The following is a 22,848-nucleotide window of genomic DNA, read 5'->3' as shown; positions in this document are numbered from 1 at the left end:
AGCACATCAAGGGCTAACCAGGTTATCACTGAACGGTACACAATTCGCCAGATTTATTCAAAGAACTGGCTGATTTTCGCTTTCAGAATATCAATAGCGATGCGGTTTTTACCGCCGCGCGGCACGATAATATCCGCATATTGTTTGGAAGGCTCAATAAATTGCAGGAACATCGGACGCACCGTTTTCTGATATTGCGCCATCACCGAATCCATTGAGCGACCACGCTCGTTCACATCGCGTTTGATACGGCGCATCAAACAGATATCCAGCGGCGTATCGACAAAAATAGAGAAGTTCATCTCTTCACGCAAACGCGCGTCGGTCAGTAACAGAATACCTTCAAGAATAATCACCTTCTTCGGTTCTACGCGAACCGTTTCCTGCATACGGGTATGCTCAACATAACTGTATACCGGTAATTCAATCGCCGAACCGCGCTTGAGCGCCTGAAGATGCTGAAATAGCAGGCTGTGATCCATCGCATTCGGATGGTCATAGTTGGTTTTTACGCGTTCTTCCATCGACAGATGGCTTTGATCTTTGTAATAACTGTCTTCGGGAATAACGCCAATATGTTCGTCACCCACTTGTTCACGCAATTCGCGGTAAAGGGTACTGGCAATAAGACTCTTGCCGGAAGCCGATGCGCCAGCGATACCGATAATGACGCACTGATGAGACTGATCAGTCATAAATTTAGCGACCTGATTAACCTGGATGTAAGGAAGGGGGGCGCCGAAACGCCAAACGCGGCAATTATAGGGATTTCAGCAGCGCGATACCAGTCCGGCGCTATGCCACGGTGAATTTGTTGGCGGCGCATTCGACGTCGCGACGTAAAAGCGTTCAGTTTTAACGCGGACAGCGGATTTATCGACCCGTCTGGAGGAGGAATACGCCGGGAGCCACAATTTATATTCAGCCAGCGTATAAATCATTACGCGTTTATACTAGCATAATCACAGAGTAAACTGACGCGTCCGGTATTCCGCGACGTTACCGGCGATTCGGATAGAGTGGTAATGAGTAAACCATCCCAACATGTTTTCGTTACCGTCCCCCACCCGCTATTGCGTCTGGTCAGTTTAGGCCTGGTCGCGTTTGTTTTTACGCTCTTTTCGCTCGTATTATCGCGTGTCGGCACCCAACTCGCGCCGCTGTGGTTCCCCACCTCCATTATGATGGTCGCGTTTTACCGCCATGCGGGCCGTCTGTGGCCAGGGATCGCGGTCGCCTGCTCACTCGGCAGCATCGGCGCCTCACTGACTTTATTTCCTGCCGCCTCGCTTAACTTTAGCTGGACGGCAATAAATATTATCGAGGCGGCCACTGGCGCGATACTGCTGCGAAAACTGCTCCCCAGCTACAACCCCTTACAAAATTTGAATGACTGGTTTCGTCTGGCTATCGGCAGCGCCGTGATTCCGCCGCTACTCGGCGGCCTGTTATTTTGGCTAATAGCGCCGGAAGCGGTCGCCTCGAAAGCGTTTCTGATTTGGGTATTATCGGAAGCCATCGGCGCGCTGACGCTGGTGCCGTTAGGTTTACTGTTTAAACCACACTATCTGTTGCGTCATCGCGACCCGCATCTGTTGCTGGAAACGCTATTGACGCTGGTCATTACGCTGGCGCTAAGCTGGCTCGCTATGCGCTATATTCCGTGGCCGTTTACGTGCGTTATCGTCCTGTTGATGTGGAGTGCGGTGCGCCTGCCGCGAATGGAGGCGTTTTTAATTTTTTTAGCTACCGTTATCGTGGTCTCGCTCATGCTGGCCAATGACCCCACGCTGCTCGCCACGCCGAAAACCGACGTGATGGTCAATATGCCGTGGCTGCCTTTTTTAATGATCCTGCTGCCTGCCAATATGATGACGATGGTGATGTACGCGTTTCGCACGGAGCGTAAACATATCACCGAGAGCGAATCCCGCTTTCGCAACGCGATGGAGTATTCCGCCATTGGTATGGCGCTGGTCGGTACGGAGGGTCAGTGGCTACAGGTCAATAAATCTCTGAGCCATTTTCTTGGCTATAGCCAGGATGAATTACGCACGATGACATTTCAGCAATTGACCTGGCCGGAAGACCTGAATAATGACCTTGAACAGCTAAACATGCTGGTGCGCGGCGACATCAATAGCTATTCCATGGAAAAACGCTACTACACCCGCAACGGCGATGTCGTCTGGGCGCTACTGGCCGTCTCGCTGGTTCGTCATAAAGACAATAAACCTCTCTATTTTATTGCTCAGATCGAAGATATTAACGATCTCAAGCAAAGCGAGCAGGAAAACCAGCGGTTGATGGAGCGTATTACACAGGCGAACGAGGCGCTGTTTCAGGAAAAAGAACGGTTGCACATCACGCTTGACTCTATCGGAGAAGCGGTGGTGTGTATTGATGTCGCGATGAATATCACCTTTATGAACCCGATCGCCGAGAAGATGAGCGGCTGGCGGCAAGAGGATGCTTTAGGCGCGCCATTATTAACGGTTCTGCGCATTACGTCAGGTGATAAGGGGCCGCTGCTGGAGGATATTTATCGCGCCGACAGGTCGCGATCGGACATGGAACAGGAGATAGTGCTCCATTGCCATAACGGCGGCAGCTACGATATTCATTACAGTATCACGCCGCTCAGTACGCTTGACGGCGATAAGATTGGTTCGGTTCTGGTTATCCAGGACGTTACCGAATCACGAAAAATGTTACGCCAGCTCAGCTACAGCGCAACGCATGACGCCCTCACCCAACTTGCCAACCGCGCCAGTTTTGAAAAACAGCTGCAACAGCGCCTGCAAACAATACAGGAATCGCCTCAACATCATGCGCTGGTGTTTATCGATCTGGACCGTTTTAAAGCGGTTAACGACAGCGCGGGGCATGCCGCCGGCGACGCCTTATTGCGCGAGCTCGCGTCACTGATGCTCAGTATGCTTCGATCCGGCGATCTCCTGGCCCGTCTGGGTGGCGATGAGTTTGGCCTGTTGCTGCCGGATTGTAATAGTGACAGCGCGCGCTTTATCGCGACGCGGCTTATCAACGCCATTAATGAATATCACTTTATGTGGGAAGGACGCCTGCATCGGATCGGCGCCAGCGCCGGGATCACAATGATAAATGAACATAACTGCCAGCTCACAGAGGTCGTGTCTCAGGCCGATATTGCCTGCTACGCCGCGAAAAATAGCGGTCGAGGCCGTCTGACCGTGTACGAACCGCAGCACGCATTAACCTCCTCAAAGGGAATGATGCCGCTGGAAGAACAGTGGCATATGATTAAAAATAACCACCTGCTGATGCTTGCCAGAAACGTCGCGCCGCCGCGTACGCCGGAGGCCACCAGCTTTTGGCTGGTCTCACTCAGGCTGTGGACCAGCGAAGGGGAAGTGATGGAAGAGCGCGCGTTCCGGGCAGGGTTAGCCGACTCCGCGCTGCATCACGCGCTTGACCGACGGGTATTCCATGAATTTTTCCACCATGCGGCGACCGCCGTCGCCAGCAAGGGATTAAGCGTTGCGCTGCCGCTGTCCGCCGCGGGATTATACAGCGCGACCCTTATTGATGAGCTGCTGGAACAACTGGAGCATAGTCCACTGCCGCCACGGTTATTACACCTGATTATCCCGGCTGACGTTATCGTTAAGCAGGCGCAGACCGCCGCTGCGACTCTGCGAAAACTGCGGCAACGCGGCTGCCAAGTGATTCTCAGCCATGTCGGGCGCGATTTACAGCTGTTTAATTTACTGCCCCTGCATATCGTCGATTATTTACTGCTGGATAGCGACCTTATCGCCAACGTTCATGAAAGTTTAATGGATGAAATGCTGACCTCGATCATCCAGGGACACGCCCAGCATCTGGACATCAAAACGCTCGCCGGGCCGGTACAAAACCCACAGGTGCTGGATACGCTCTCCCGTATTGGCGTGGATCTAATTTATGGCGACACTATCGCCGAAGCGCAACCGCTGGATTTGTTACTGAATACCAGCTATTTCGCTATCCATTGACGGTTGCCAGCCGTGGGTATACCAGATATGCAGTAGCGCGTAGGAACGCCACGGTTTCCAGCGCTCCGCGTAGCGACGGATCTGTGCGGGCGTCATCCCGGCGAAGCGCTGCTTAATTAAGTAATCATCGGGTAAAAAGATATCTTTTGCCTGCCAACCGCGCAGGGCGAAATAGTTCGCCGTCCAGCGGCCAATTCCCGGAAACGTTTGTAAATTTTTAACGCTCTGCTCAATATCCGGCGGCGCGGCGAGCGCCAGTTTTCCCGCCAGCGTCGCCTGCGCCAGATGAATCAGCGCTTCGGCGCGCCGCAGCGGCATCCCCAGAGCTTTCAGCGCCAGCGGATCGGCCAACGCCAGCGTTTCCGGACCGGGAAAACAGACATAATCGGGCGCATCCGGCAACGCCTCGCCATAGCGGCGCGCCACTTTCGCCGTCAACCTTGCCGCCATCGCGACACTCACCAGTTGCCCCAGTATCGCCCGCACGCCTTGTTCAAACGTATCAACCGATCCCGGTAAACGCAGCCCCGGTCTGTCCTCGCCCAGTGGCCCCAGCACGGCGGCAACCTGCGCGGGCTGGCAGTCAAGATCAAACAGACGCGAAACCTTCGCCAGACACGCCGGCGCGACGGGAAGTAATCCGGCGCTCACGCTGACCTGCACAGTGTGGGTGGGCAGATGGGGGCTCACGCTGATCAGTCCGCGATGCTCGCCCACCACCAGGCTGCGCGCATAAAAGCCCTCGCCTACCGTTTCCACGCCGTCCACCGCACGCGCGGCAAGAAAGCCCAACATCCACGACCAGTCGTAAGGCGGCTGCCAGCTCAGGGTAAACATACTTTTCTCCTTTATTTGACCTTTCAGCATAAACGCTAATCGCACGTAACGCCTTGCTTTCATATTCCAGTTGTCGCCGCGACGACATTTCGCTAAAGTCACGCCCCTTCTTCACTGGCATGGGGATTTTAAGGTGTTTATCGGATTTGATTACGGTACGGCAAACTGCTCGGTCGCCATTATGCGCGACGGGCATCCACAGTTGCTGACAATGGAGAATAACAGCGCATTACTGCCGTCTATGCTGTGCGCGCCGACGCGCGAAGCGGTGAGCGAGTGGCTGTATCGCCATCATGATGTGCCGGCAACGGACGAAGAAACCCAGGCGCTGCTACGCCGCGCGATACGCTACAACCGCGAGGAAGATATTGAGGTTGGGGCGCAAAGCGTACAGTTTGGTCTGGCGTCTCTGGCGCACTATATTGACGATCCCCAGGAGGTCTGGTTTGTCAAATCGCCGAAATCCTTTTTAGGCGCCAGCGGCCTGAAACCGCAGCAGGTCGCGCTGTTTGAAGATTTGGTCTGCGCCATGATGGTACATATTCGTCATACGGCGCACAGCCAATTGCCGGAGGCCATTACCCAGGCGGTGATCGGTCGCCCGATCAACTTTCAGGGACTGGGCGGCGATGACGCGAACCGCCAGGCGCAGGGTATTCTGGAGCGGGCGGCAAAACGCGCCGGTTTTCAGGAGGTGGTATTCCAGTATGAACCGGTTGCGGCGGGCCTGGACTACGAAGCTACGCTGCGGGAAGAGAAGCGTGTGCTGGTCGTGGATATTGGCGGCGGCACCACCGATTGTTCCATGCTGCTGATGGGGCCGCAGTGGCGTCAGCGCGCCGATCGTGAAAACAGCCTGTTGGGGCACAGCGGTTGCCGCGTGGGCGGAAACGATCTGGATATCGCGCTGGCCTTTAAAAATCTGATGCCTTTGCTGGGCATGGGCGGCGAAACCGAAAAAGGTATCGCCCTGCCGGTGCTGCCGTGGTGGAACGCCGTCGCGATTAACGACGTCCCGGCGCAAAGCGATTTTTACAGTAGCGCGAATGGTCGTCTGTTGAACGATTTGGTTCGCAACGCGCGTGAAGCAGACAAGGTCGCGTTGCTGCTCAAGGTCTGGCGTCAGCGGCTTAGTTACCGCCTGGTACGCTGCGCGGAAGAGAGCAAAATCGCCCTTTCCGGCCAGGCGGATGTTACGGCGAGGCTGCCATTTATCAGCGACGACCTGGCGGTCGCTATCAGCCAGCAAGGACTGGAAGCGGCGCTGGATCAACCGCTGGCGCGTATTCTGGAACAGGTGCAACTGGCGCTGGACAGCGCGCAGGAAAAACCGGATGTCATCTATCTGACCGGCGGCAGCGCCCGTTCGCCATTGATTAAAAAAGCGCTTTCCGAACAGTTACCGGGCATACCCGTCGCTGGCGGCGATGATTTCGGCTCCGTCACCGCAGGACTGGCGCGCTGGGCAGAGGTCGTTTTCCGCTAAGCGCCTCGCAAGCCCAGCGCTGATGGATTGACATTATTTTTGATGTGGCTTAACGTCAGGAGTGAGGGTAAGGGAGGATTCCTCCTCCCCCTGGTGTCTTAGTAAGCCTGGAAGCTAATCACTAAGAGTATCACCAGTATGATGACTAACTTCATCATAACCCTTTCCTTATTTTGGCCCCTTCCTCGGGAGGGGCTTTCCCGTTTCAGCGTCCTGCTGAAATCGGTGGCTTACCTTCATTGCCGTGCCGCCACTTTACCGCACTCCGGCGCGTTAACGATTTTCACCGATGAGAGTTGCGTAGCGCCTCGCAAAGCGGGTCGCCATTCAGAATAATCCCGACCGTGTTCCATAATTCCTCCATTTTTCTCCCTTCCCTGCTGACTACAATAGAGGGAGCAACATTCCGCAAAACGTTTCAGGATGAGAAACTTATACCGATGAAAGGCAGTAATACTTTCCGCTGGGCAATCGCGATTGGGGTTGTAGTGGCCGCCGCCGCATTCTGGTTCTGGCATAGCCGTAGCGAAAGCCCGACCGCCGCGCCGGGCGTCGCCGCGCAAGCGCCGCATACCGCCGCCGCAGGTCGCCGCGGTATGCGCGACGGCCCTCTGGCGCCGGTACAGGCCGCGACCGCGACCACGCAGGCCGTACCGCGCTATCTGAGCGGGCTGGGTACCGTAACCGCCGCGAATACCGTTACGGTGCGTAGCCGCGTGGACGGTCAACTCATCGCCCTGCACTTTCAGGAAGGTCAGCAGGTCAACGCAGGCGATCTGCTGGCGCAAATCGATCCCAGCCAGTTTAAGGTCGCCCTGGCGCAGGCTCAGGGACAGTTGGCGAAAGATAACGCTACGCTGGCGAATGCGCGTCGTGATCTGGCGCGCTATCAGCAACTGGCAAAAACCAATCTGGTTTCCCGTCAGGAACTGGATGCGCAACAGGCGCTGGTCAACGAAACCCAAGGAACCATTAAAGCGGATGAAGCTAATGTCGCCAGCGCGCAGTTACAGCTCGACTGGAGTCGTATCACGGCCCCGGTCTCGGGACGCGTGGGTCTGAAACAGGTGGATGTCGGCAACCAGATTTCCAGCAGCGATACCGCAGGTATTGTCGTCATTACGCAAACGCACCCGATTGATCTCATTTTTACTCTGCCGGAAAGCGATATCGCGACCGTGGTTCAGGCGCAGAAAGCGGGGAAAACGCTGGTCGTAGAAGCCTGGGATCGGACTAACTCGCACAAATTGAGCGAAGGTGTGTTGCTCAGTCTGGACAACCAGATTGATCCCACGACGGGAACGATCAAAATTAAAGCGCGCTTTACCAATCAGGACGATACGCTATTCCCCAATCAATTTGTGAACGCCCGGATGCTGGTCGATACCGAACAAAATGCCGTTGTGGTGCCTGCCGCGGCGGTGCAAATGGGCAATGAGGGCCACTTTGTGTGGGTGCTGAACGACGAAAATAACGTCAGCAAGAAGCGGGTAAAAATCGGTATTCAGGATAACCGAAACGTGGTGATCAGCGCAGGCTTATCGGCAGGCGATCGCGTCGTTACCGATGGTATTGATCGGCTGACGGAAGGCGCAAAAGTCGAGGTCGTTGAGCCGCAAACCACCGTGGCGGATGAAAAATCCCCTTCCCGCCATGAAGGTCAAAAAGGAGCGCGCGCCTGATGCAGGTATTACCTCCGGGCAGCACGGGCGGCCCTTCGCGTCTGTTTATTCTGCGCCCCGTGGCCACCACTCTGCTGATGGCGGCGATTTTACTCGCCGGGATTATCGGCTATCGCTTCCTGCCCGTCGCCGCTTTGCCGGAGGTCGACTACCCCACTATTCAGGTTGTTACGCTCTACCCTGGCGCCAGCCCGGATGTCATGACCTCCGCCGTCACCGCGCCGCTTGAGCGCCAGTTCGGCCAGATGTCAGGACTGAAGCAGATGTCGTCGCAAAGCTCCGGCGGCGCGTCGGTGGTAACGCTACAGTTTCAGTTGACGCTGCCGCTGGACGTTGCCGAGCAGGAAGTACAGGCGGCGATTAACGCAGCCACCAATTTATTGCCTTCCGACCTGCCGAATCCGCCGATTTACAGCAAAGTCAATCCGGCGGACCCGCCGATTATGACGCTTGCCGTCACCTCAAACGCGATGCCGATGACCCAGGTAGAGGACATGGTAGAAACCCGCGTGGCGCAGAAGATCTCGCAGGTCTCCGGCGTCGGGCTGGTGACGCTTGCCGGCGGGCAGCGCCCTGCGGTACGCGTAAAACTGAATGCTCAGGCTGTCGCCGCGCTCGGTCTGACCAGCGAAACGATCCGTACCGCAATTACCGGCGCCAACGTCAACTCGGCGAAAGGCAGTCTGGATGGCCCCGAACGGGCAGTGACGCTTTCTGCTAACGATCAGATGCAGTCTGCCGACGAATACCGCAGGCTTATCATCGCGTATCAAAACGGCGCGCCGGTACGGTTGGGCGATGTCGCCACCGTCGAACAGGGGGCGGAAAATAGCTGGCTCGGCGCATGGGCGAATCAAGCGCCGGCTATCGTGATGAACGTTCAACGCCAGCCTGGCGCCAATATCATTGCGACAGCGGACAGCATTCGCCAGATGCTGCCCCAGCTTACCGAAAGCCTGCCGAAATCGGTGAAGGTCACGGTCCTGTCCGATCGCACTACCAATATTCGCGCTTCCGTGCGCGATACCCAGTTTGAACTGATGCTGGCGATCGCGCTGGTCGTCATGATTATCTATCTGTTTTTACGTAACATTCCCGCCACAATTATTCCCGGCGTCGCCGTACCGCTGTCGCTTATCGGCACCTTTGCGGTGATGGTATTTTTGGATTTTTCCATTAATAACCTGACGCTGATGGCGCTCACTATCGCCACGGGTTTCGTGGTGGACGATGCGATTGTGGTGATCGAGAACATCTCGCGCTACATCGAAAAAGGAGAAAAACCGCTGGCGGCGGCGCTCAAAGGCGCGGGCGAAATCGGCTTTACCATTATTTCCCTCACCTTTTCACTGATTGCGGTGCTGATCCCGTTGCTCTTTATGGGCGATATTGTTGGTCGACTGTTCCGCGAATTTGCGGTGACGTTGGCGGTAGCGATTTTAATCTCCGCCGTCGTCTCTTTGACGCTCACGCCCATGATGTGCGCGCGTATGCTCAGCCAGCAGTCTCTGCGTAAACAAAACCGCTTTTCCCGCGCCTGCGAGCGGATGTTTGACCGCGTGATCGCCAGCTACGGACGTGGATTAGCGAAAGTGCTCAACCATCCGTGGCTTACATTGAGCGTGGCATTCGCCACGCTCCTGCTCAGCGTTATGCTGTGGATAGTCATCCCGAAAGGGTTCTTTCCGGTACAGGATAACGGCATTATCCAGGGGACGCTGCAGGCGCCGCAATCATCATCGTATGCCAGTATGGCGCAACGTCAGCGCCAGGTGGCGGAGCGGATATTACAGGACCCGGCGGTGCAAAGCCTGACGACTTTTGTTGGCGTAGACGGCGCTAATCCCACGCTGAATAGCGCGCGCCTGCAAATTAACCTCAAGCCGCTGGATGCGCGTGATGACCGCGTGCAGCAGGTGATCTCCCGGCTGCAAACCGCCGTGGCGACGATTCCCGGCGTGGCGCTGTATCTCCAGCCGACGCAGGATTTAACCATCGACACGCAGGTCAGCCGCACGCAGTATCAGTTTACCCTGCAGGCCACGACGCTCGATGCGCTCAGCCACTGGGTGCCAAAACTGCAGAACGCGCTACAGTCGTTGCCACAGCTCTCTGAGGTAAGCAGCGACTGGCAAGATCGGGGATTAGCGGCCTGGGTGAATGTCGACCGCGACAGCGCCAGCCGTCTGGGTATCAGCATGGCGGATGTGGATAACGCGCTCTACAACGCGTTCGTACAACGCCTGATTTCAACGATTTATACCCAGGCGAACCAGTACCGCGTCGTGCTGGAACATAATACCGCCAGCACGCCGGGCCTGGCGGCGCTGGAGACGATTCGCCTGACGAGCCGCGACGGCGGCACCGTACCGCTCAGCGCGATTTCCCGCATTGAGCAGCGCTTCGCCCCGCTCTCCATCAATCATTTAGATCAGTTCCCGGTTACGACATTTTCGTTTAACGTGCCGGAGGGCTATTCGCTCGGCGATGCGGTGCAGGCGATTCTCGATACGGAAAAAACGCTCGCCCTGCCAGCGGATATTACAACGCAGTTTCAGGGTAGTACGCTCGCCTTCCAGGCGGCGCTAGGCAGCACCGTCTGGCTTATTGTCGCCGCCGTGGTGGCGATGTATATCGTGCTCGGCGTGCTGTATGAGAGTTTTATCCATCCGATCACGATTCTCTCAACGCTGCCGACGGCGGGCGTCGGCGCGCTGCTGGCGCTGATCATCGCTGGTAGCGAGCTCGATATTATCGCCATTATCGGCATTATTTTGCTGATCGGCATCGTGAAGAAAAACGCCATCATGATGATTGACTTCGCCCTCGCCGCTGAACGCGAACAGGGGATGAGTCCGCGCGACGCTATCTTCCAGGCCTGTTTGCTGCGTTTTCGACCGATTCTGATGACCACGCTGGCGGCGTTGCTCGGGGCATTGCCATTAATGTTGAGTACCGGCGTTGGCGCGGAATTACGTCGCCCGTTGGGGATCGCGATGGTGGGCGGCCTACTGGTCAGCCAGGTATTAACTCTGTTTACCACACCGGTGATTTATCTCCTGTTTGACCGCCTGTCGCTGTACGTGAAAAGCCGCTTTCCGCGCCATAAAGAGGAGGCGTAGATGCGCTTTTTCGCCCTTTTCATCTACCGCCCGGTCGCCACCATTTTGATTGCCGCCGCCATTACGCTGTGCGGCATTCTGGGCTTTCGTCTGCTGCCGGTCGCCCCGCTGCCGCAGGTCGATTTCCCGGTGATTATGGTTAGTGCCTCGCTGCCGGGCGCCTCGCCGGAAACCATGGCTTCGTCGGTGGCGACGCCGTTGGAACGTTCTTTGGGACGCATTGCAGGCGTCAATGAAATGACTTCCAGCAGCTCGCTCGGCAGTACGCGCATTATTCTCGAATTTAATTTCGATCGCGATATTAACGGCGCGGCGCGCGACGTGCAGGCCGCCATTAACGCCGCGCAAAGCTTGTTGCCAGGCGGAATGCCCAGCCGCCCGACTTATCGCAAGGCCAACCCGTCCGACGCGCCGATTATGATTTTAACGCTCACCTCAGAGAGCTGGTCACAGGGCAAACTGTATGATTTCGCCTCTACCCAACTGGCGCAAACCATCGCGCAAATTGACGGCGTCGGCGATGTTGACGTCGGCGGCAGCTCCCTGCCCGCAGTACGTGTAGGCTTAAACCCGCAGGCGCTCTTTAACCAGGGCGTCTCGCTGGATGAGGTCCGCGAAGCGATCGACAGCGCCAACGTACGCCGACCGCAAGGCGCAATTGAAGATAGCGTCCACCGCTGGCAAATCCAGACCAACGACGAACTGAAAACCGCTGCCGAATACCAGCCGCTGATTATTCACTATAACAACGGCGCGGCGGTACGCCTGGGCGACGTCGCCAGCGTCACCGACTCGGTGCAGGATGTCCGTAACGCCGGGATGACGAACGCTAAACCCGCTATTTTGTTGATGATCCGCAAGCTGCCGGAGGCCAATATTATTCAGACGGTCGACGGCATCCGGGCAAAACTGCCGGAACTGCGGGCAATGATCCCCGCCGCTATCGATTTACAAATCGCCCAGGATCGTTCGCCGACGATTCGCGCGTCGCTGCAAGAAGTAGAAGAGACGCTGGCTATCTCTGTCGCGCTGGTGATCCTGGTGGTGTTTTTATTCCTGCGTTCCGGGCGCGCCACGCTAATCCCCGCCGTCGCCGTTCCCGTTTCGCTCATCGGCACCTTCGCCGCCATGTATCTGTGCGGCTTCAGCCTCAACAATCTGTCGCTGATGGCGCTGACTATCGCGACCGGATTTGTCGTTGATGATGCCATTGTGGTACTGGAAAATATCGCCCGCCATCTGGAGGCGGGAATGAAACCTTTGCAGGCGGCATTACAGGGTACGCGAGAAGTTGGATTTACGGTCATCTCCATGAGTCTGTCGCTGGTGGCGGTATTTCTGCCGCTGCTGTTAATGGGCGGCCTGCCAGGGCGATTATTACGGGAATTCGCCGTTACCCTCTCGGTGGCGATTGGCATTTCGCTGGTGGTCTCGCTCACGCTGACGCCGATGATGTGCGGCTGGATGCTTAAATCAAGCAAACCGCGCACCCAACCGCGTAAACGGGGCGTTGGCCGTTTGCTGGTCGCCTTGCAACAGGGTTACGGCACGTCGTTAAAATGGGTGCTTAACCATACGCGTCTTGTCGGTGTGGTTTTTCTTGGCACCGTTGCGCTGAACATCTGGCTTTATATCGCCATCCCTAAAACATTCTTTCCGGAGCAGGATACCGGCGTGTTGATGGGCGGTATTCAGGCTGACCAGAGCATCTCTTTCCAGGCCATGCGCGGCAAGCTGCAGGATTTTATGAAAATTATTCGCGACGATCCGGCGGTGAATAATGTCACTGGTTTTACCGGCGGATCGCGGGTGAATAGCGGCATGATGTTTATTACGCTGAAGCCGCGCGGCGAACGCAAAGAGACGGCGCAGCAGGTCATTGATCGACTGCGGGTCAAACTGGCAAAAGAACCCGGCGCCAGGCTGTTTCTGATGGCGGTACAGGATATTCGCGTCGGTGGGCGGCAGGCTAACGCCAGTTATCAATACACATTGCTGTCTGACTCTCTGGCGGAGCTGCGCGAGTGGGAGCCGAAAATACGCAAAGCGCTCTCGGCCCTGCCGCAACTGGCGGACGTAAACTCCGACCAGCAGGATAATGGCGCGGAGATGAACCTTATCTACGACCGCGACACCATGTCACGGCTGGGCATTGATGTTCAGGCCGCAAACAGTCTGTTAAATAATGCTTTCGGCCAGCGGCAAATTTCCACCATTTATCAGCCGATGAACCAGTATAAAGTGGTGATGGAAGTCGATCCGCGCTATAGCCAGGATATCAGCGCGCTGGAGAAAATGTTCGTTATCAACCGTGACGGAAAAGCGATCCCCCTCTCTTATTTCGCCCAATGGCGGCCCGCCAATGCGCCGCTGTCGGTGAACCATCAGGGACTTTCCGCGGCGTCCACGATTGCCTTTAACCTGCCGACCGGCACATCGTTATCGCAGGCGACGGAGGCCATTAATCGCACCATGACGCAGCTTGGCGTCCCCTCGACGGTACGCGGCAGTTTTTCCGGAACGGCGCAAGTCTTCCAGCAGACCATGAATTCGCAGCTTATTTTGATAGTGGCGGCGATCGCTACCGTCTACATTGTGCTGGGGATACTGTACGAAAGCTACGTCCATCCGCTGACCATTCTCTCTACTCTGCCATCGGCGGGCGTTGGGGCGCTTCTGGCGCTGGAGCTCTTCAATGCCCCTTTCAGCCTAATCGCCCTGATAGGGATCATGCTATTAATTGGCATTGTGAAGAAAAACGCCATTATGATGGTCGATTTTGCGCTTGAAGCGCAACGAAGCGGCGGCCTGACGCCGGAACAAGCCATTTTCCAGGCCTGCTTGTTACGCTTCCGTCCAATAATGATGACCACGCTGGCGGCGCTGTTCGGCGCACTGCCATTGGTGTTATCTGGCGGAGACGGTTCGGAATTACGGCAGCCGTTGGGGATAACCATTGTCGGCGGTTTGGTCATGAGCCAGCTTCTGACGCTCTATACCACGCCAGTGGTGTACCTCTTTTTCGACCGTCTGCGGCTGCGTTTTTCGCGTAAAAATAGCAAACCGGTAGTAGAGATATGACAGAACTTCCTGACAACACCCGCTGGCAACTCTGGATTGTGGCATTCGGCTTTTTTATGCAGTCGCTGGATACCACCATCGTCAACACTGCGCTGCCCTCCATGGCGAAAAGCCTGGGGGAAAGCCCGCTGCATATGCACATGGTAGTGGTGTCATATGTTCTTACCGTCGCCGTGATGCTCCCCGCCAGCGGCTGGCTGGCAGATAAAATCGGCGTGCGTAATATTTTCTTTGCCGCCATTGTGCTGTTCACGCTGGGTTCGCTGTTTTGCGCCCTCTCCGGCACGCTTAATCAACTGGTATTAGCGCGGGTTTTACAAGGCGTAGGCGGCGCGATGATGGTGCCGGTCGGACGCCTGACGGTCATGAAAATCGTGCCGCGCGCGCAATATATGGCGGCAATGACCTTCGTCACCCTACCGGGACAGATCGGGCCATTACTCGGCCCCGCGCTGGGCGGGGTGCTGGTGGAATATGCTTCATGGCACTGGATCTTTCTGATCAATATCCCGGTGGGAATCGTCGGCGCTATGGCAACCTTTATGCTGATGCCAAACTACACCATAGAGACCCGGCGCTTTGATCTGCCGGGGTTCCTGCTGTTAGCTATCGGCATGGCGGTACTCACGCTGGCGCTGGACGGTAGTAAAAGCATGGGGATCTCGCCCTGGACATTAGCCGGACTTGCTGCGGGCGGCGCGGCAGCCATTCTGCTCTATCTCCTCCATGCCAAAAAAAACTCAGGCGCGTTATTCAGCCTGCGATTGTTCCGCACGCCCACGTTTTCACTGGGGTTGCTGGGCAGTTTTGCCGGGCGTATCGGCAGCGGTATGCTGCCGTTTATGACGCCGGTCTTTTTGCAAATTGGTCTTGGTTTTTCACCGTTTCATGCCGGTTTGATGATGATCCCCATGGTGCTGGGCAGCATGGGAATGAAGCGGATTGTAGTGCAGATAGTTAACCGTTTTGGCTATCGTCGGGTTCTGGTGGCGACTACGCTCGGACTGGCATTGGTTAGCCTGTTGTTTATGTCGGTCGCGCTGCTCGGCTGGTATTATCTCCTGCCGCTGGTACTGCTTTTGCAGGGAATGGTGAACTCGGCGCGCTTTTCTTCCATGAACACCTTAACGCTAAAAGACCTTCCCGATACGCTGGCCAGCAGCGGCAATAGCTTATTATCGATGATTATGCAGCTCTCGATGAGTATCGGCGTCACTATTGCCGGAATGCTGCTGGGTATGTTTGGCCAACAGCATATCGGGATAGACAGTAGCGCCACACATCACGTCTTTATGTACACCTGGTTATGTATGGCGGTTATTATCGCGCTACCGGCGATAATTTTTGCCCGCGTGCCGAACGATACACAGCAAAACATGGTCATTTCACGGCGTAAAAGGAGCCTGTAATGAAAGTCTGGCGGCCCGGAATCACCGGCAAGCTGTTTCTGGCGATTTTCGCCACCTGCATCGTGCTGCTGATCAGTATGCATTGGGCCGTGCGCGTCAGTTTTGAACGCGGATTTATTGACTATATCAAACACGGCAACGAGCAGCGGCTACAAATGCTGGGCGATGCGCTGGGCGACCAGTACCAGCAACACGGCAACTGGCGTTTTTTACGCAACAACGATCGCTTCGTTTTCCAGATTTTGCGTTCATTTGAGCATGACAACGACCGCGATAAACCCGGCCCCGGTATGCCGCCGCACGGTTGGCGCACCCAATTCTGGGTCGTCGATCAAAATGGCCGGGTGCTGGTCGGCCCACGCGGTCCGGTGCCGCATGACGGTACTCGCCGCCCCATTCTGGTCAATGGCGCCGAAGTCGGCGCGATTATCGCCTCTCCTGTCGAGCGGCTGACGCGCAATACGGATATTAATTTTGATATGCAGCAGCGGCGCGCCAGTTGGATGATCGTGGCGTTATCAACGTTGCTGGCCGCGCTGGCGACGTTTTTGCTGGCGCGTGGCCTGCTCGCCCCGGTCAAACGGTTGGTCGAGGGTACGCACAGACTGGCGGCGGGGGATTTTACCACGCGCGTGACCCCAACCAGCGCCGATGAGCTGGGAAAACTGGCGCAGGACTTTAACCAGCTTGCCAGTACGCTGGAAAAAAACCAGCAGATGCGCCGCGACTTTATGGCGGATATTTCCCACGAACTGCGCACGCCGCTGGCGGTATTGCGCGGCGAACTGGAAGCCATTCAGGATGGCGTTCGCCAGTTCACGCCAGAATCGGTTACCTCGCTACAGGCGGAAGTCGGTACGCTTACCAAACTGGTTGACGACCTGCATCAGCTGTCGTTGTCTGACGAGGGCGCGCTGGCTTATCAAAAAACGACCGTCGATCTTGTTCCCCTGTTGGAAGTCGCTGGCGGCGCGTTCAGAGAGCGCTTTACCAGCCGGGGGCTAACGCTACATTACGCGTTGCCGGATAGTATGACCGTCTTCGGCGACCCGGATCGCCTGATGCAACTGTTTAATAATCTACTGGAAAACAGTCTGCGCTACACCGACAGCGGCGGCGGCCTGCATATTTCCGCCGAACAACGCGACAAATCATTATTCCTGACCTTTGCCGATTCTGCACCGGGCGTCAGCGATGAACAGTTGCAAAAGCTTTTTGACCGTTTTTACCGCACGGAAGTGTCCCGTAACCGCGCCAGCGGCGGTTCTGGACTGGGGCTGGCGATATGCGTCAATATTGTACACGCGCATAACGGTCATCTTCACGCCGCTCATTCGCCTTTTGGCGGGGTTAGCATTACAGTAGAGTTACCGCTGGATCGCGATTTACAGAGAGAAGTATGACTGAATTACCCATTGATGAAAACACGCCGCGCATTTTGATTGTTGAAGATGAACCCAAGCTGGGACAGCTGCTTATTGACTACTTACGCGCGGCGAGTTACGCCCCCACGCTCATCAATCACGGCGACAAGGTACTGCCGTATGTGCGTCAAACGCCGCCGGATCTGATCCTGCTGGATCTGATGCTGCCGGGTACCGATGGTCTGACGCTATGCCGGGAGATTCGCCGTTTTTCCGACATCCCCATTGTGATGGTCACGGCCAAAATCGAAGAGATCGACCGGCTGCTTGGGCTGGAAATCGGCGCCGATGATTATATCTGTAAGCCTTACAGCCCGCGCGAAGTCGTGGCCCGCGTGAAAACCATTTTGCGCCGCTGTAAACCGCAGCGCGAACTCCAGCAGCAGGATGCCGAAAGCCCGTTAATGATTGATGAAAGCCGCTTTCAGGCCTCCTGGTGTGGTAAAGCGCTGGATTTAACCCCCGCTGAATTCCGCCTGCTAAAAACCTTATCGCTTGAACCGGGTAAAGTTTTTTCCCGCGAGCAGTTGCTAAACCACCTCTACGACGACTACCGTGTGGTGACCGATCGTACTATCGACAGCCACATTAAAAACCTGCGCCGCAAGCTGGAATCGCTGGATGCCGAACAGTCATTTATCCGCGCGGTCTACGGGGTGGGATATCGCTGGGAAGCGGATGCGTGTCGCCTGGTATAATGATTATTGGCATAACAATAACAAGGTCGTAAGACGATATTTTCCGCCAACGCTATTCTGGCGGAATTAACACACAGTCCTCTTTCCTTTGGCCGAGCGGTATCCCGAAAACCACGACGAACGCGATCGGGGACAATAAATTATTTGGCCGCTCTTTTTAGTTTACCGATATACTGTGAGTAGTTTTTTAAACTTATTGCGCATTAATTCATTAAGTGAATCTAAAAATACATAAACATAATACCAGCTTAATTATACATGGATTTTTATGACAGAAACGTCATCTCACCGCTATAAACCACGCAATATAATAAATGCGCCAAATGTAAAATCGTCTATTTTTTCCCGGAGCCAACAACGCGGCGACAGCGAAATTATCCAGCGCTGGTTAAGCAACCATTTTTATCGTTGGATCATCGGTGACTTTCCTCATGTTTATCCTGTGCGTTCCGTCGCCGATTATGCCGTTTATTTTAGCGCTGATGCAGAAATCCCCGCCTGGCTGGCGCCAAAGCTGGGTGGCGATGAGCGCTTTTACTACCTTAACGTTCAGCACCCGCAACTCGTGGCAATGGAAAGAGATTTAGTGGAATTTCTTTTGCGTCAGGAAGGAACGCGGCTGGAAACTAAACTACAGCGCATCAACTGCTTTACCGTGCTGGCAATGCGCGAAGCGGAGCATCAAAAAATGCAGCGCCTGCGTGAACAAGGTTGGTATCCCTCCAACAGCGAGGCGCTAAAACCGGTGATGACGGTGAATAACGGCGTACTGGTTGAGCTTGATGCAACAAACCCCGGCCTGCGCAGTGAGATGGCGTATGAATCCTGGCATATGCAACACTGCGTCGGAGATTTTGATAATAAAGGCGCGCTTTCCGGCGGCTACGGCAATTACTACGCCCGGCAAATTGAACAACAGAAACTTCGCCTGTTCAGCCTGCGCGACGGCAATAATATTCCCCACGTTACAATAAGCCTGGTGGTTGGTAATAACGGCCTGAGCATTGATCAGATTAAAGGTAAGCAAAATCGCCATCCTATTAAGAAATATGCTAACGATGTTTTATCTCTGTTACGCCATCTGCAACCACTTCCTGAGCGCCACGCCGATTGCGAAGGGATGGGAATAGTTTATGAATCGACGCCGGAATATTCAGGTTGGAAATTTATTACGCATATTCATGACCTCAATTTTCTGCTCAATGTGCTGCATGACAATTTTCATTTAATGGAGCACTTCCCTACGCCTCCGGTGGCTTTACAGTGGCTGCTGCTGCACAGCGCCCCGGAGGCGCTGCGCTACCTTCAGGTTGTTGACCCTAACGTGGCGACGGCTGCGGAAATGCTGTTTCCACGGCATGAATGGCACCCTACGCTTGCCGGAAAAAACACCAGTAGCGAACCTTTCGAAATTGAAAGCCTGACGCTACAAACCACGCGTTACCTTCCTGTCATCAAGGAGGTGCAATAATGTTCTGGATTGTTCTTATTATTGCCGCCCTATTTTTTAGCTGGCGCAACTACAAAAAAAACAAACCGCTGATTGCGGCCCGTATCGCCGAGGAGAAAGAAAAAGATCGCCTGAAAGACCTGCGTCGCGATACCCGACGGCGGCAACGGGCGCTGGCGCTAGCTGATATCCTCGCCCGGCGCAACGGGCTACCGATCAAAGGCGTTGAGCTGGTATTTAAACTTGACGATGACAAACGCCGCTATCTGGCGCAGCAGGTAAAAAAAGAGCTGGGCTTGAGCGAAAACCTCGACGGCGCGGCGTTACGCCACAAGGTTGAGGATATCTTACGCCGCTGGCCTGCGGGCATCGGCAGCTCGCCGCGCACGTTTTATCATCATCTGGCGGCCCAGGGCCAGGTCCGCGACGCGCTGGCCTTCGACTGTATGCGCACCGCCTTTCTGACCCGCTGTATCGCCGGGCTCGGCTGGTGTAACGAAAACGAGGCCTGGCTGGTGCTATTGCTCAACGCCCAGCGCGCTCAGGACTGTTTTGATTCCTGGGAGGATTACGCCACCGCCTACGTTCGTGCCCGCCGGGTATGGCTCACGCTACGTGACACGCCAACAGCGCTTGCCGGACGGGATTTACAGGAAGCCACCCATTATCTGCAAGACCCTGTCAGCCGCTGGCGACAACTGCCGTGGAATGAATTCAAAATTTTCGAGCCGATTTAAAGGACGCTTTATGGAACAGGATGATCGTCTGCTCAACGCTATGTTTGAGATGTGCAACCACAAAAATCCCCTCAATGACGGGCAACGAGAGTGGCATATCGCCGATATTTCCGGCCTGCTGCGCGAAGAACGCTATGACGAACTGGACGAACGCTACAACCAGGCGCTGACGGAGAGCTTTACCAGCCGCGAAGCGGAAAAGCGCTATTTCTTCGCCTGGAATCAAATGGACAACCCTTTTTACGATATGGACACGCTGGTTGAGGCTGGGCCGCAAGGATTAGCGCTGATCAAAAACTGGCAGCGCGCTCGTCCCCGCTCCACTCACGCCTGGCTTGCCGAGGCGCAATACTGGAATCACCGTGCGTGGCTGTATCGCAGCTATGGCTGGGCGAGAGAAACCACCCGAGCGATGTGGATCTGCGCCGCCGCCTGCAACGAACGGATGGTCATCGCCGTGCTCAATGCTATCGACTGTGAACCGCGCCAGTGGATGGCGGCGGCCCTGACCAGCACCAACTCAAAAGTCTTCGGCCAGCCCGACTGGCTGGTTGAGTTCCTCGAGGGCGCGGATGTTGCCGGGCAGCCATTAATGGAAGATCTGGCTGAATATCATCGCCATTCACCGCAGGAGGTGGACGCGCTGATGGCCCATTCCGGGCTGTCGTTTGCCGACGCGGTTTGCCCAAATTTGCCGCGCCCGTCCGTGCTGCCGGAGTGCAATGACGATGCCGGACAAAAATACTGGCTCGCCGTCTGCCTGGCTATTTTCCCGACGGCATTTTACGTGCTGGATGAATATATCCCGTTTCGTATGCCGCGCTGGGGAGGGTCTCACGAGGAAATCCGCGAATTTCTGGAATCAAGCGTATGCGATCACCTTTCTGCCGCAGAACGTGAACATCTGGAGCTATTGATCTGGTGGGACGATCACCGCGATCTGCGCATCAAAGAGGTTGACTCCCCGGCAGAACAGGAACGCATTATCGCCAAAGCCGAAGAGATTAGCCTGCGAGCGCATATCCAGGAATCTCGCCACAACGCGCTGAAGTGGCTGCGGGTCTGCTATAGCGATCTGGACGATAATGACGCGCTCTGGCGAACCCTTCAGCGTTCGATCGTGGAAAAAGTTAAGTTCAACAATTACTTCTCTGATGACACGATAAAGTTCGCCCTGCGCGATTTTCCTGACACCTGGTGGATGTATAATTTTCTCTGTCAGAATGCGCAGCAAACGGAATTCGCAGTGCCGAAAATCCGTCGTGGCTACTTTCAGTACGCCGGGTTATTGGGTTTCGAAAAGGATGAGGCGCAAGGCCTCGCCTGGCTCGATAGCGTCGCCGACATTCAATATAACCATAACTGGCGGGCGGCGATTAAAAATTTCGACTGGTTCGGGCTCCCGGAACATTTTGTGCCGCTGGCAGAGCTGGGCGCACAAAGAAATATACCCGCCGCGCTAAACCTGCTGGGCCTTGAACATAATAATAAAGAGAACAACGGCCTACTACCTTACGATCCTGCCATCGCGTTAGGGTATTTTCAGCGCGCGGCGGAGATTTTGTACCGGCAGTTAGCGCTGCGCGAGAGCACCCCGTACAAATTAATAGATAACGGAGGCTATACCGACTATGAAAATGACCTGCAAAATATTCATTTCAGCATCGGCATCTGCAACCAGCGTCTGAGTAAACAAGAACCTGATACCGAAAAACGTTCCGCTTATGAAAAAGAACTGCTCGATAATCTCTGGCTGGCGCATCAGTACGGGCATAAAGAGGCCTGGGGCTTGTTCCTGCTGAATATTTTTGAAGTGAAGGATATTACGCTGGCGCATAAGCATCTGGAACTGGTGCAACAAGAGGCCAACAAAGGCACGCTACACGCTATGGTGACCCTATCGCGCCTGCACGGTAATAAACACGATCGAACGCTGTTTAATATGAAGCTAAGCGCACGCTGGGCGCATTTTGCCTTCACGCTTTACCCGGATAATGAAATCGTTATGGACTGCCTGGACCACCTGCATTTCGATTCTTTCTGGAAACGCTTTCGTTTCGCCTGGTATACCGTCCGTATCCCGAATTCAGAGCTGCCGGGACAGGTCAACTCAATGGTGTAATGGAGTGATAATACAAAGAAAATCTCTATTTCTTTGCGCCCTGCTTCTACTCTGCGCCACCGCCAGGGCTGAAATTACGGAGCAGCAGATCGAGGCCGACTGCGCAAAAATTCCAGTTTTGGCCAGCCAGGGCGAACAGCTTTACAAGACCCAAAAATATGCCAAAGCGCGCGACGCTTTTGAACAGCAGGCCGCATGGAGCGAAAGCTGCGCCCTTGACGACAGCGCCATCGCGACGGCCTACAACAACGTGGCGCTAACCTGGATACGCGAAGGCGAGTGGCGTAAAGCCCGCGCCTGGCTGATGCTAAGGCCGAATGATAGCAAGTCGATCTACAACCTGAAACTGATCAAAGATAAGCAATCGGCCCTGCCGCCACCGGTTTTTGCGGCGGGTGAATACTGGCGCTATGCCGGGCGCGCCTCCTGGAACGTGCTTAGCGTGAAGGCATTACCCACCCCATCACGCTATCAGGTTAATTTTCAGGGTTACTGGTTCGGTTTAATGGGGATCTACTTCGGCCCCAATATCGGCGAGTTCTCCGCAACGGTAACGCTGGAAAACGATAAAACCATCGTGGCGCTTCGGGAAGGCGATGATATTCACTGCGACATTTCGCTGGCTTTTTCTTCTGAAACCATTGATGCCAGCACCGATACGTTTGTGGACTGCGGTTTTGGCGCAAATGTCCGCGCCGACGGGCACTATCTGCGCGTTGAATAAATCTGGCGCGGAAACTGAAATTTTATGATTAACCTGAGTTCAATTGAAATTAACAATCTA

Annotated in this window: 15 protein-coding genes; 12 read left to right on the top strand and 3 right to left on the bottom strand. The window is 55.3% G+C overall.

Annotated elements, in window-relative coordinates:
* Positions 1 to 53 precede the first annotated feature (53 nt).
* The gene (gene udk / locus J4617_RS00660; protein ID WP_000132082.1) at positions 54 to 695 is read right to left on the bottom strand and encodes a uridine kinase; all 642 of its coding nucleotides are present in this window, start codon (positions 693 to 695) and stop codon (positions 54 to 56) included.
* A gap of 330 nt (positions 696 to 1,025) precedes the next feature.
* On the opposite strand from udk, the gene J4617_RS00655 reads away from it, so the two are divergent.
* Positions 1,026 to 4,016, top strand: a complete 2,991-nt coding sequence (locus J4617_RS00655) for an MASE1 domain-containing protein (protein WP_017466015.1) — start codon at positions 1,026 to 1,028, stop codon at positions 4,014 to 4,016.
* Here the strand turns inward: J4617_RS00655 and alkA are convergent.
* Positions 3,984 to 4,853, bottom strand: coding sequence for a DNA-3-methyladenine glycosylase 2 (gene alkA, locus J4617_RS00650; RefSeq protein WP_000494704.1), 870 nt, complete (start codon positions 4,851 to 4,853; stop codon positions 3,984 to 3,986). The genes J4617_RS00655 and alkA overlap by 33 nt on opposite strands.
* A 133-nt stretch (positions 4,854 to 4,986) precedes the next feature.
* Here alkA and yegD point away from each other — a divergent pair, with 133 nt between their 5' ends.
* Positions 4,987 to 6,339, top strand: a complete 1,353-nt coding sequence (gene yegD, locus J4617_RS00645; protein WP_000469628.1) for a molecular chaperone — start codon at positions 4,987 to 4,989, stop codon at positions 6,337 to 6,339.
* Between the two features lie 98 nt (positions 6,340 to 6,437).
* Here yegD and ibsA read toward each other — a convergent pair whose 3' ends face one another.
* Positions 6,438 to 6,497, bottom strand: a complete 60-nt coding sequence (ibsA, locus tag J4617_RS00640) for a type I toxin-antitoxin system Ibs family toxin (RefSeq protein ID WP_074430376.1) — start codon at positions 6,495 to 6,497, stop codon at positions 6,438 to 6,440.
* A gap of 282 nt (positions 6,498 to 6,779) precedes the next feature.
* On the opposite strand from ibsA, the gene mdtA reads away from it, so the two are divergent.
* From mdtA to J4617_RS00590, 10 genes are all read left to right on the top strand, one after another.
* Positions 6,780 to 8,021: a multidrug efflux RND transporter subunit MdtA gene (gene mdtA / locus J4617_RS00635; protein ID WP_000678816.1), complete on the top strand. Its 1,242-nt coding sequence runs from the start codon at positions 6,780 to 6,782 to the stop codon at positions 8,019 to 8,021.
* On the top strand, positions 8,021 to 11,143 hold the full coding sequence (gene mdtB, locus J4617_RS00630) for a multidrug efflux RND transporter permease subunit MdtB (RefSeq protein WP_208290666.1): 3,123 nt from the start codon (positions 8,021 to 8,023) through the stop codon (positions 11,141 to 11,143). Before mdtA ends, mdtB begins: the two co-directional genes overlap by 1 nt.
* Positions 11,144 to 14,224: a multidrug efflux RND transporter permease subunit MdtC gene (mdtC, locus tag J4617_RS00625; protein WP_017466017.1), complete on the top strand. Its 3,081-nt coding sequence runs from the start codon at positions 11,144 to 11,146 to the stop codon at positions 14,222 to 14,224. It begins immediately after the preceding gene.
* On the top strand, positions 14,221 to 15,633 hold the full coding sequence (locus J4617_RS00620; protein WP_000137821.1) for an MFS transporter: 1,413 nt from the start codon (positions 14,221 to 14,223) through the stop codon (positions 15,631 to 15,633). The genes mdtC and J4617_RS00620 overlap by 4 nt, the downstream gene beginning before the upstream one ends.
* On the top strand, positions 15,633 to 17,036 hold the full coding sequence (baeS, locus tag J4617_RS00615; RefSeq protein WP_000870073.1) for a two-component system sensor histidine kinase BaeS: 1,404 nt from the start codon (positions 15,633 to 15,635) through the stop codon (positions 17,034 to 17,036). The genes J4617_RS00620 and baeS overlap by 1 nt, the downstream gene beginning before the upstream one ends.
* A complete protein-coding gene (baeR, locus tag J4617_RS00610; protein WP_000137854.1) occupies positions 17,033 to 17,755 on the top strand; it encodes a two-component system response regulator BaeR in 723 nt (240 codons plus the stop codon). The genes baeS and baeR overlap by 4 nt, the downstream gene beginning before the upstream one ends.
* 268 nt (positions 17,756 to 18,023) lie before the next feature.
* A complete protein-coding gene (locus J4617_RS00605) occupies positions 18,024 to 19,226 on the top strand; it encodes a hypothetical protein (RefSeq protein WP_017466018.1) in 1,203 nt (400 codons plus the stop codon).
* Entirely contained in the window at positions 19,226 to 19,942 is a 717-nt protein-coding gene (locus J4617_RS00600; RefSeq protein WP_017466019.1) for a DUF1266 domain-containing protein, read from the top strand. Before J4617_RS00605 ends, J4617_RS00600 begins: the two co-directional genes overlap by 1 nt.
* Positions 19,943 to 19,952: 10 nt before the next feature.
* Positions 19,953 to 22,064, top strand: a complete 2,112-nt coding sequence (locus tag J4617_RS00595; protein WP_017466020.1) for a DUF4034 domain-containing protein — start codon at positions 19,953 to 19,955, stop codon at positions 22,062 to 22,064.
* A 4-nt stretch (positions 22,065 to 22,068) separates the two neighbouring features.
* Entirely contained in the window at positions 22,069 to 22,788 is a 720-nt protein-coding gene (locus J4617_RS00590) for a tetratricopeptide repeat protein (protein ID WP_000586678.1), read from the top strand.
* Positions 22,789 to 22,848 lie beyond the last annotated feature (60 nt).

The organism is Salmonella sp. 32010601201800023SM, assembly GCF_017572235.1.
Taxonomy (GTDB): domain Bacteria; phylum Pseudomonadota; class Gammaproteobacteria; order Enterobacterales; family Enterobacteriaceae; genus Salmonella; species Salmonella enterica.
The sequence above is the reverse complement of the archived record's forward strand: the minus strand, read 5'-3'. Positions and strand labels throughout refer to the sequence as shown.

Bases quoted from the DNA above. Each gene is read 5' to 3' on its own strand.
- udk (WP_000132082.1), bottom strand. From the start codon at position 695: ATGACTGATCAGTCTCATCAGTGCGTCATTATCGGTATCGCTGGCGCA.
- J4617_RS00655 (WP_017466015.1), top strand. From the start codon at position 1,026: ATGAGTAAACCATCCCAACATGTTTTCGTTACCGTCCCCCACCCGCTA.
- alkA (WP_000494704.1), bottom strand. From the start codon at position 4,853: ATGTTTACCCTGAGCTGGCAGCCGCCTTACGACTGGTCGTGGATGTTG.
- mdtA (WP_000678816.1), top strand. From the start codon at position 6,780: ATGAAAGGCAGTAATACTTTCCGCTGGGCAATCGCGATTGGGGTTGTA.
- mdtB (WP_208290666.1), top strand. From the start codon at position 8,021: ATGCAGGTATTACCTCCGGGCAGCACGGGCGGCCCTTCGCGTCTGTTT.
- mdtC (WP_017466017.1), top strand. From the start codon at position 11,144: ATGCGCTTTTTCGCCCTTTTCATCTACCGCCCGGTCGCCACCATTTTG.
- J4617_RS00620 (WP_000137821.1), top strand. From the start codon at position 14,221: ATGACAGAACTTCCTGACAACACCCGCTGGCAACTCTGGATTGTGGCA.
- baeS (WP_000870073.1), top strand. From the start codon at position 15,633: ATGAAAGTCTGGCGGCCCGGAATCACCGGCAAGCTGTTTCTGGCGATT.
- baeR (WP_000137854.1), top strand. From the start codon at position 17,033: ATGACTGAATTACCCATTGATGAAAACACGCCGCGCATTTTGATTGTT.
- J4617_RS00605 (WP_017466018.1), top strand. From the start codon at position 18,024: ATGACAGAAACGTCATCTCACCGCTATAAACCACGCAATATAATAAAT.
- J4617_RS00600 (WP_017466019.1), top strand. From the start codon at position 19,226: ATGTTCTGGATTGTTCTTATTATTGCCGCCCTATTTTTTAGCTGGCGC.
- J4617_RS00595 (WP_017466020.1), top strand. From the start codon at position 19,953: ATGGAACAGGATGATCGTCTGCTCAACGCTATGTTTGAGATGTGCAAC.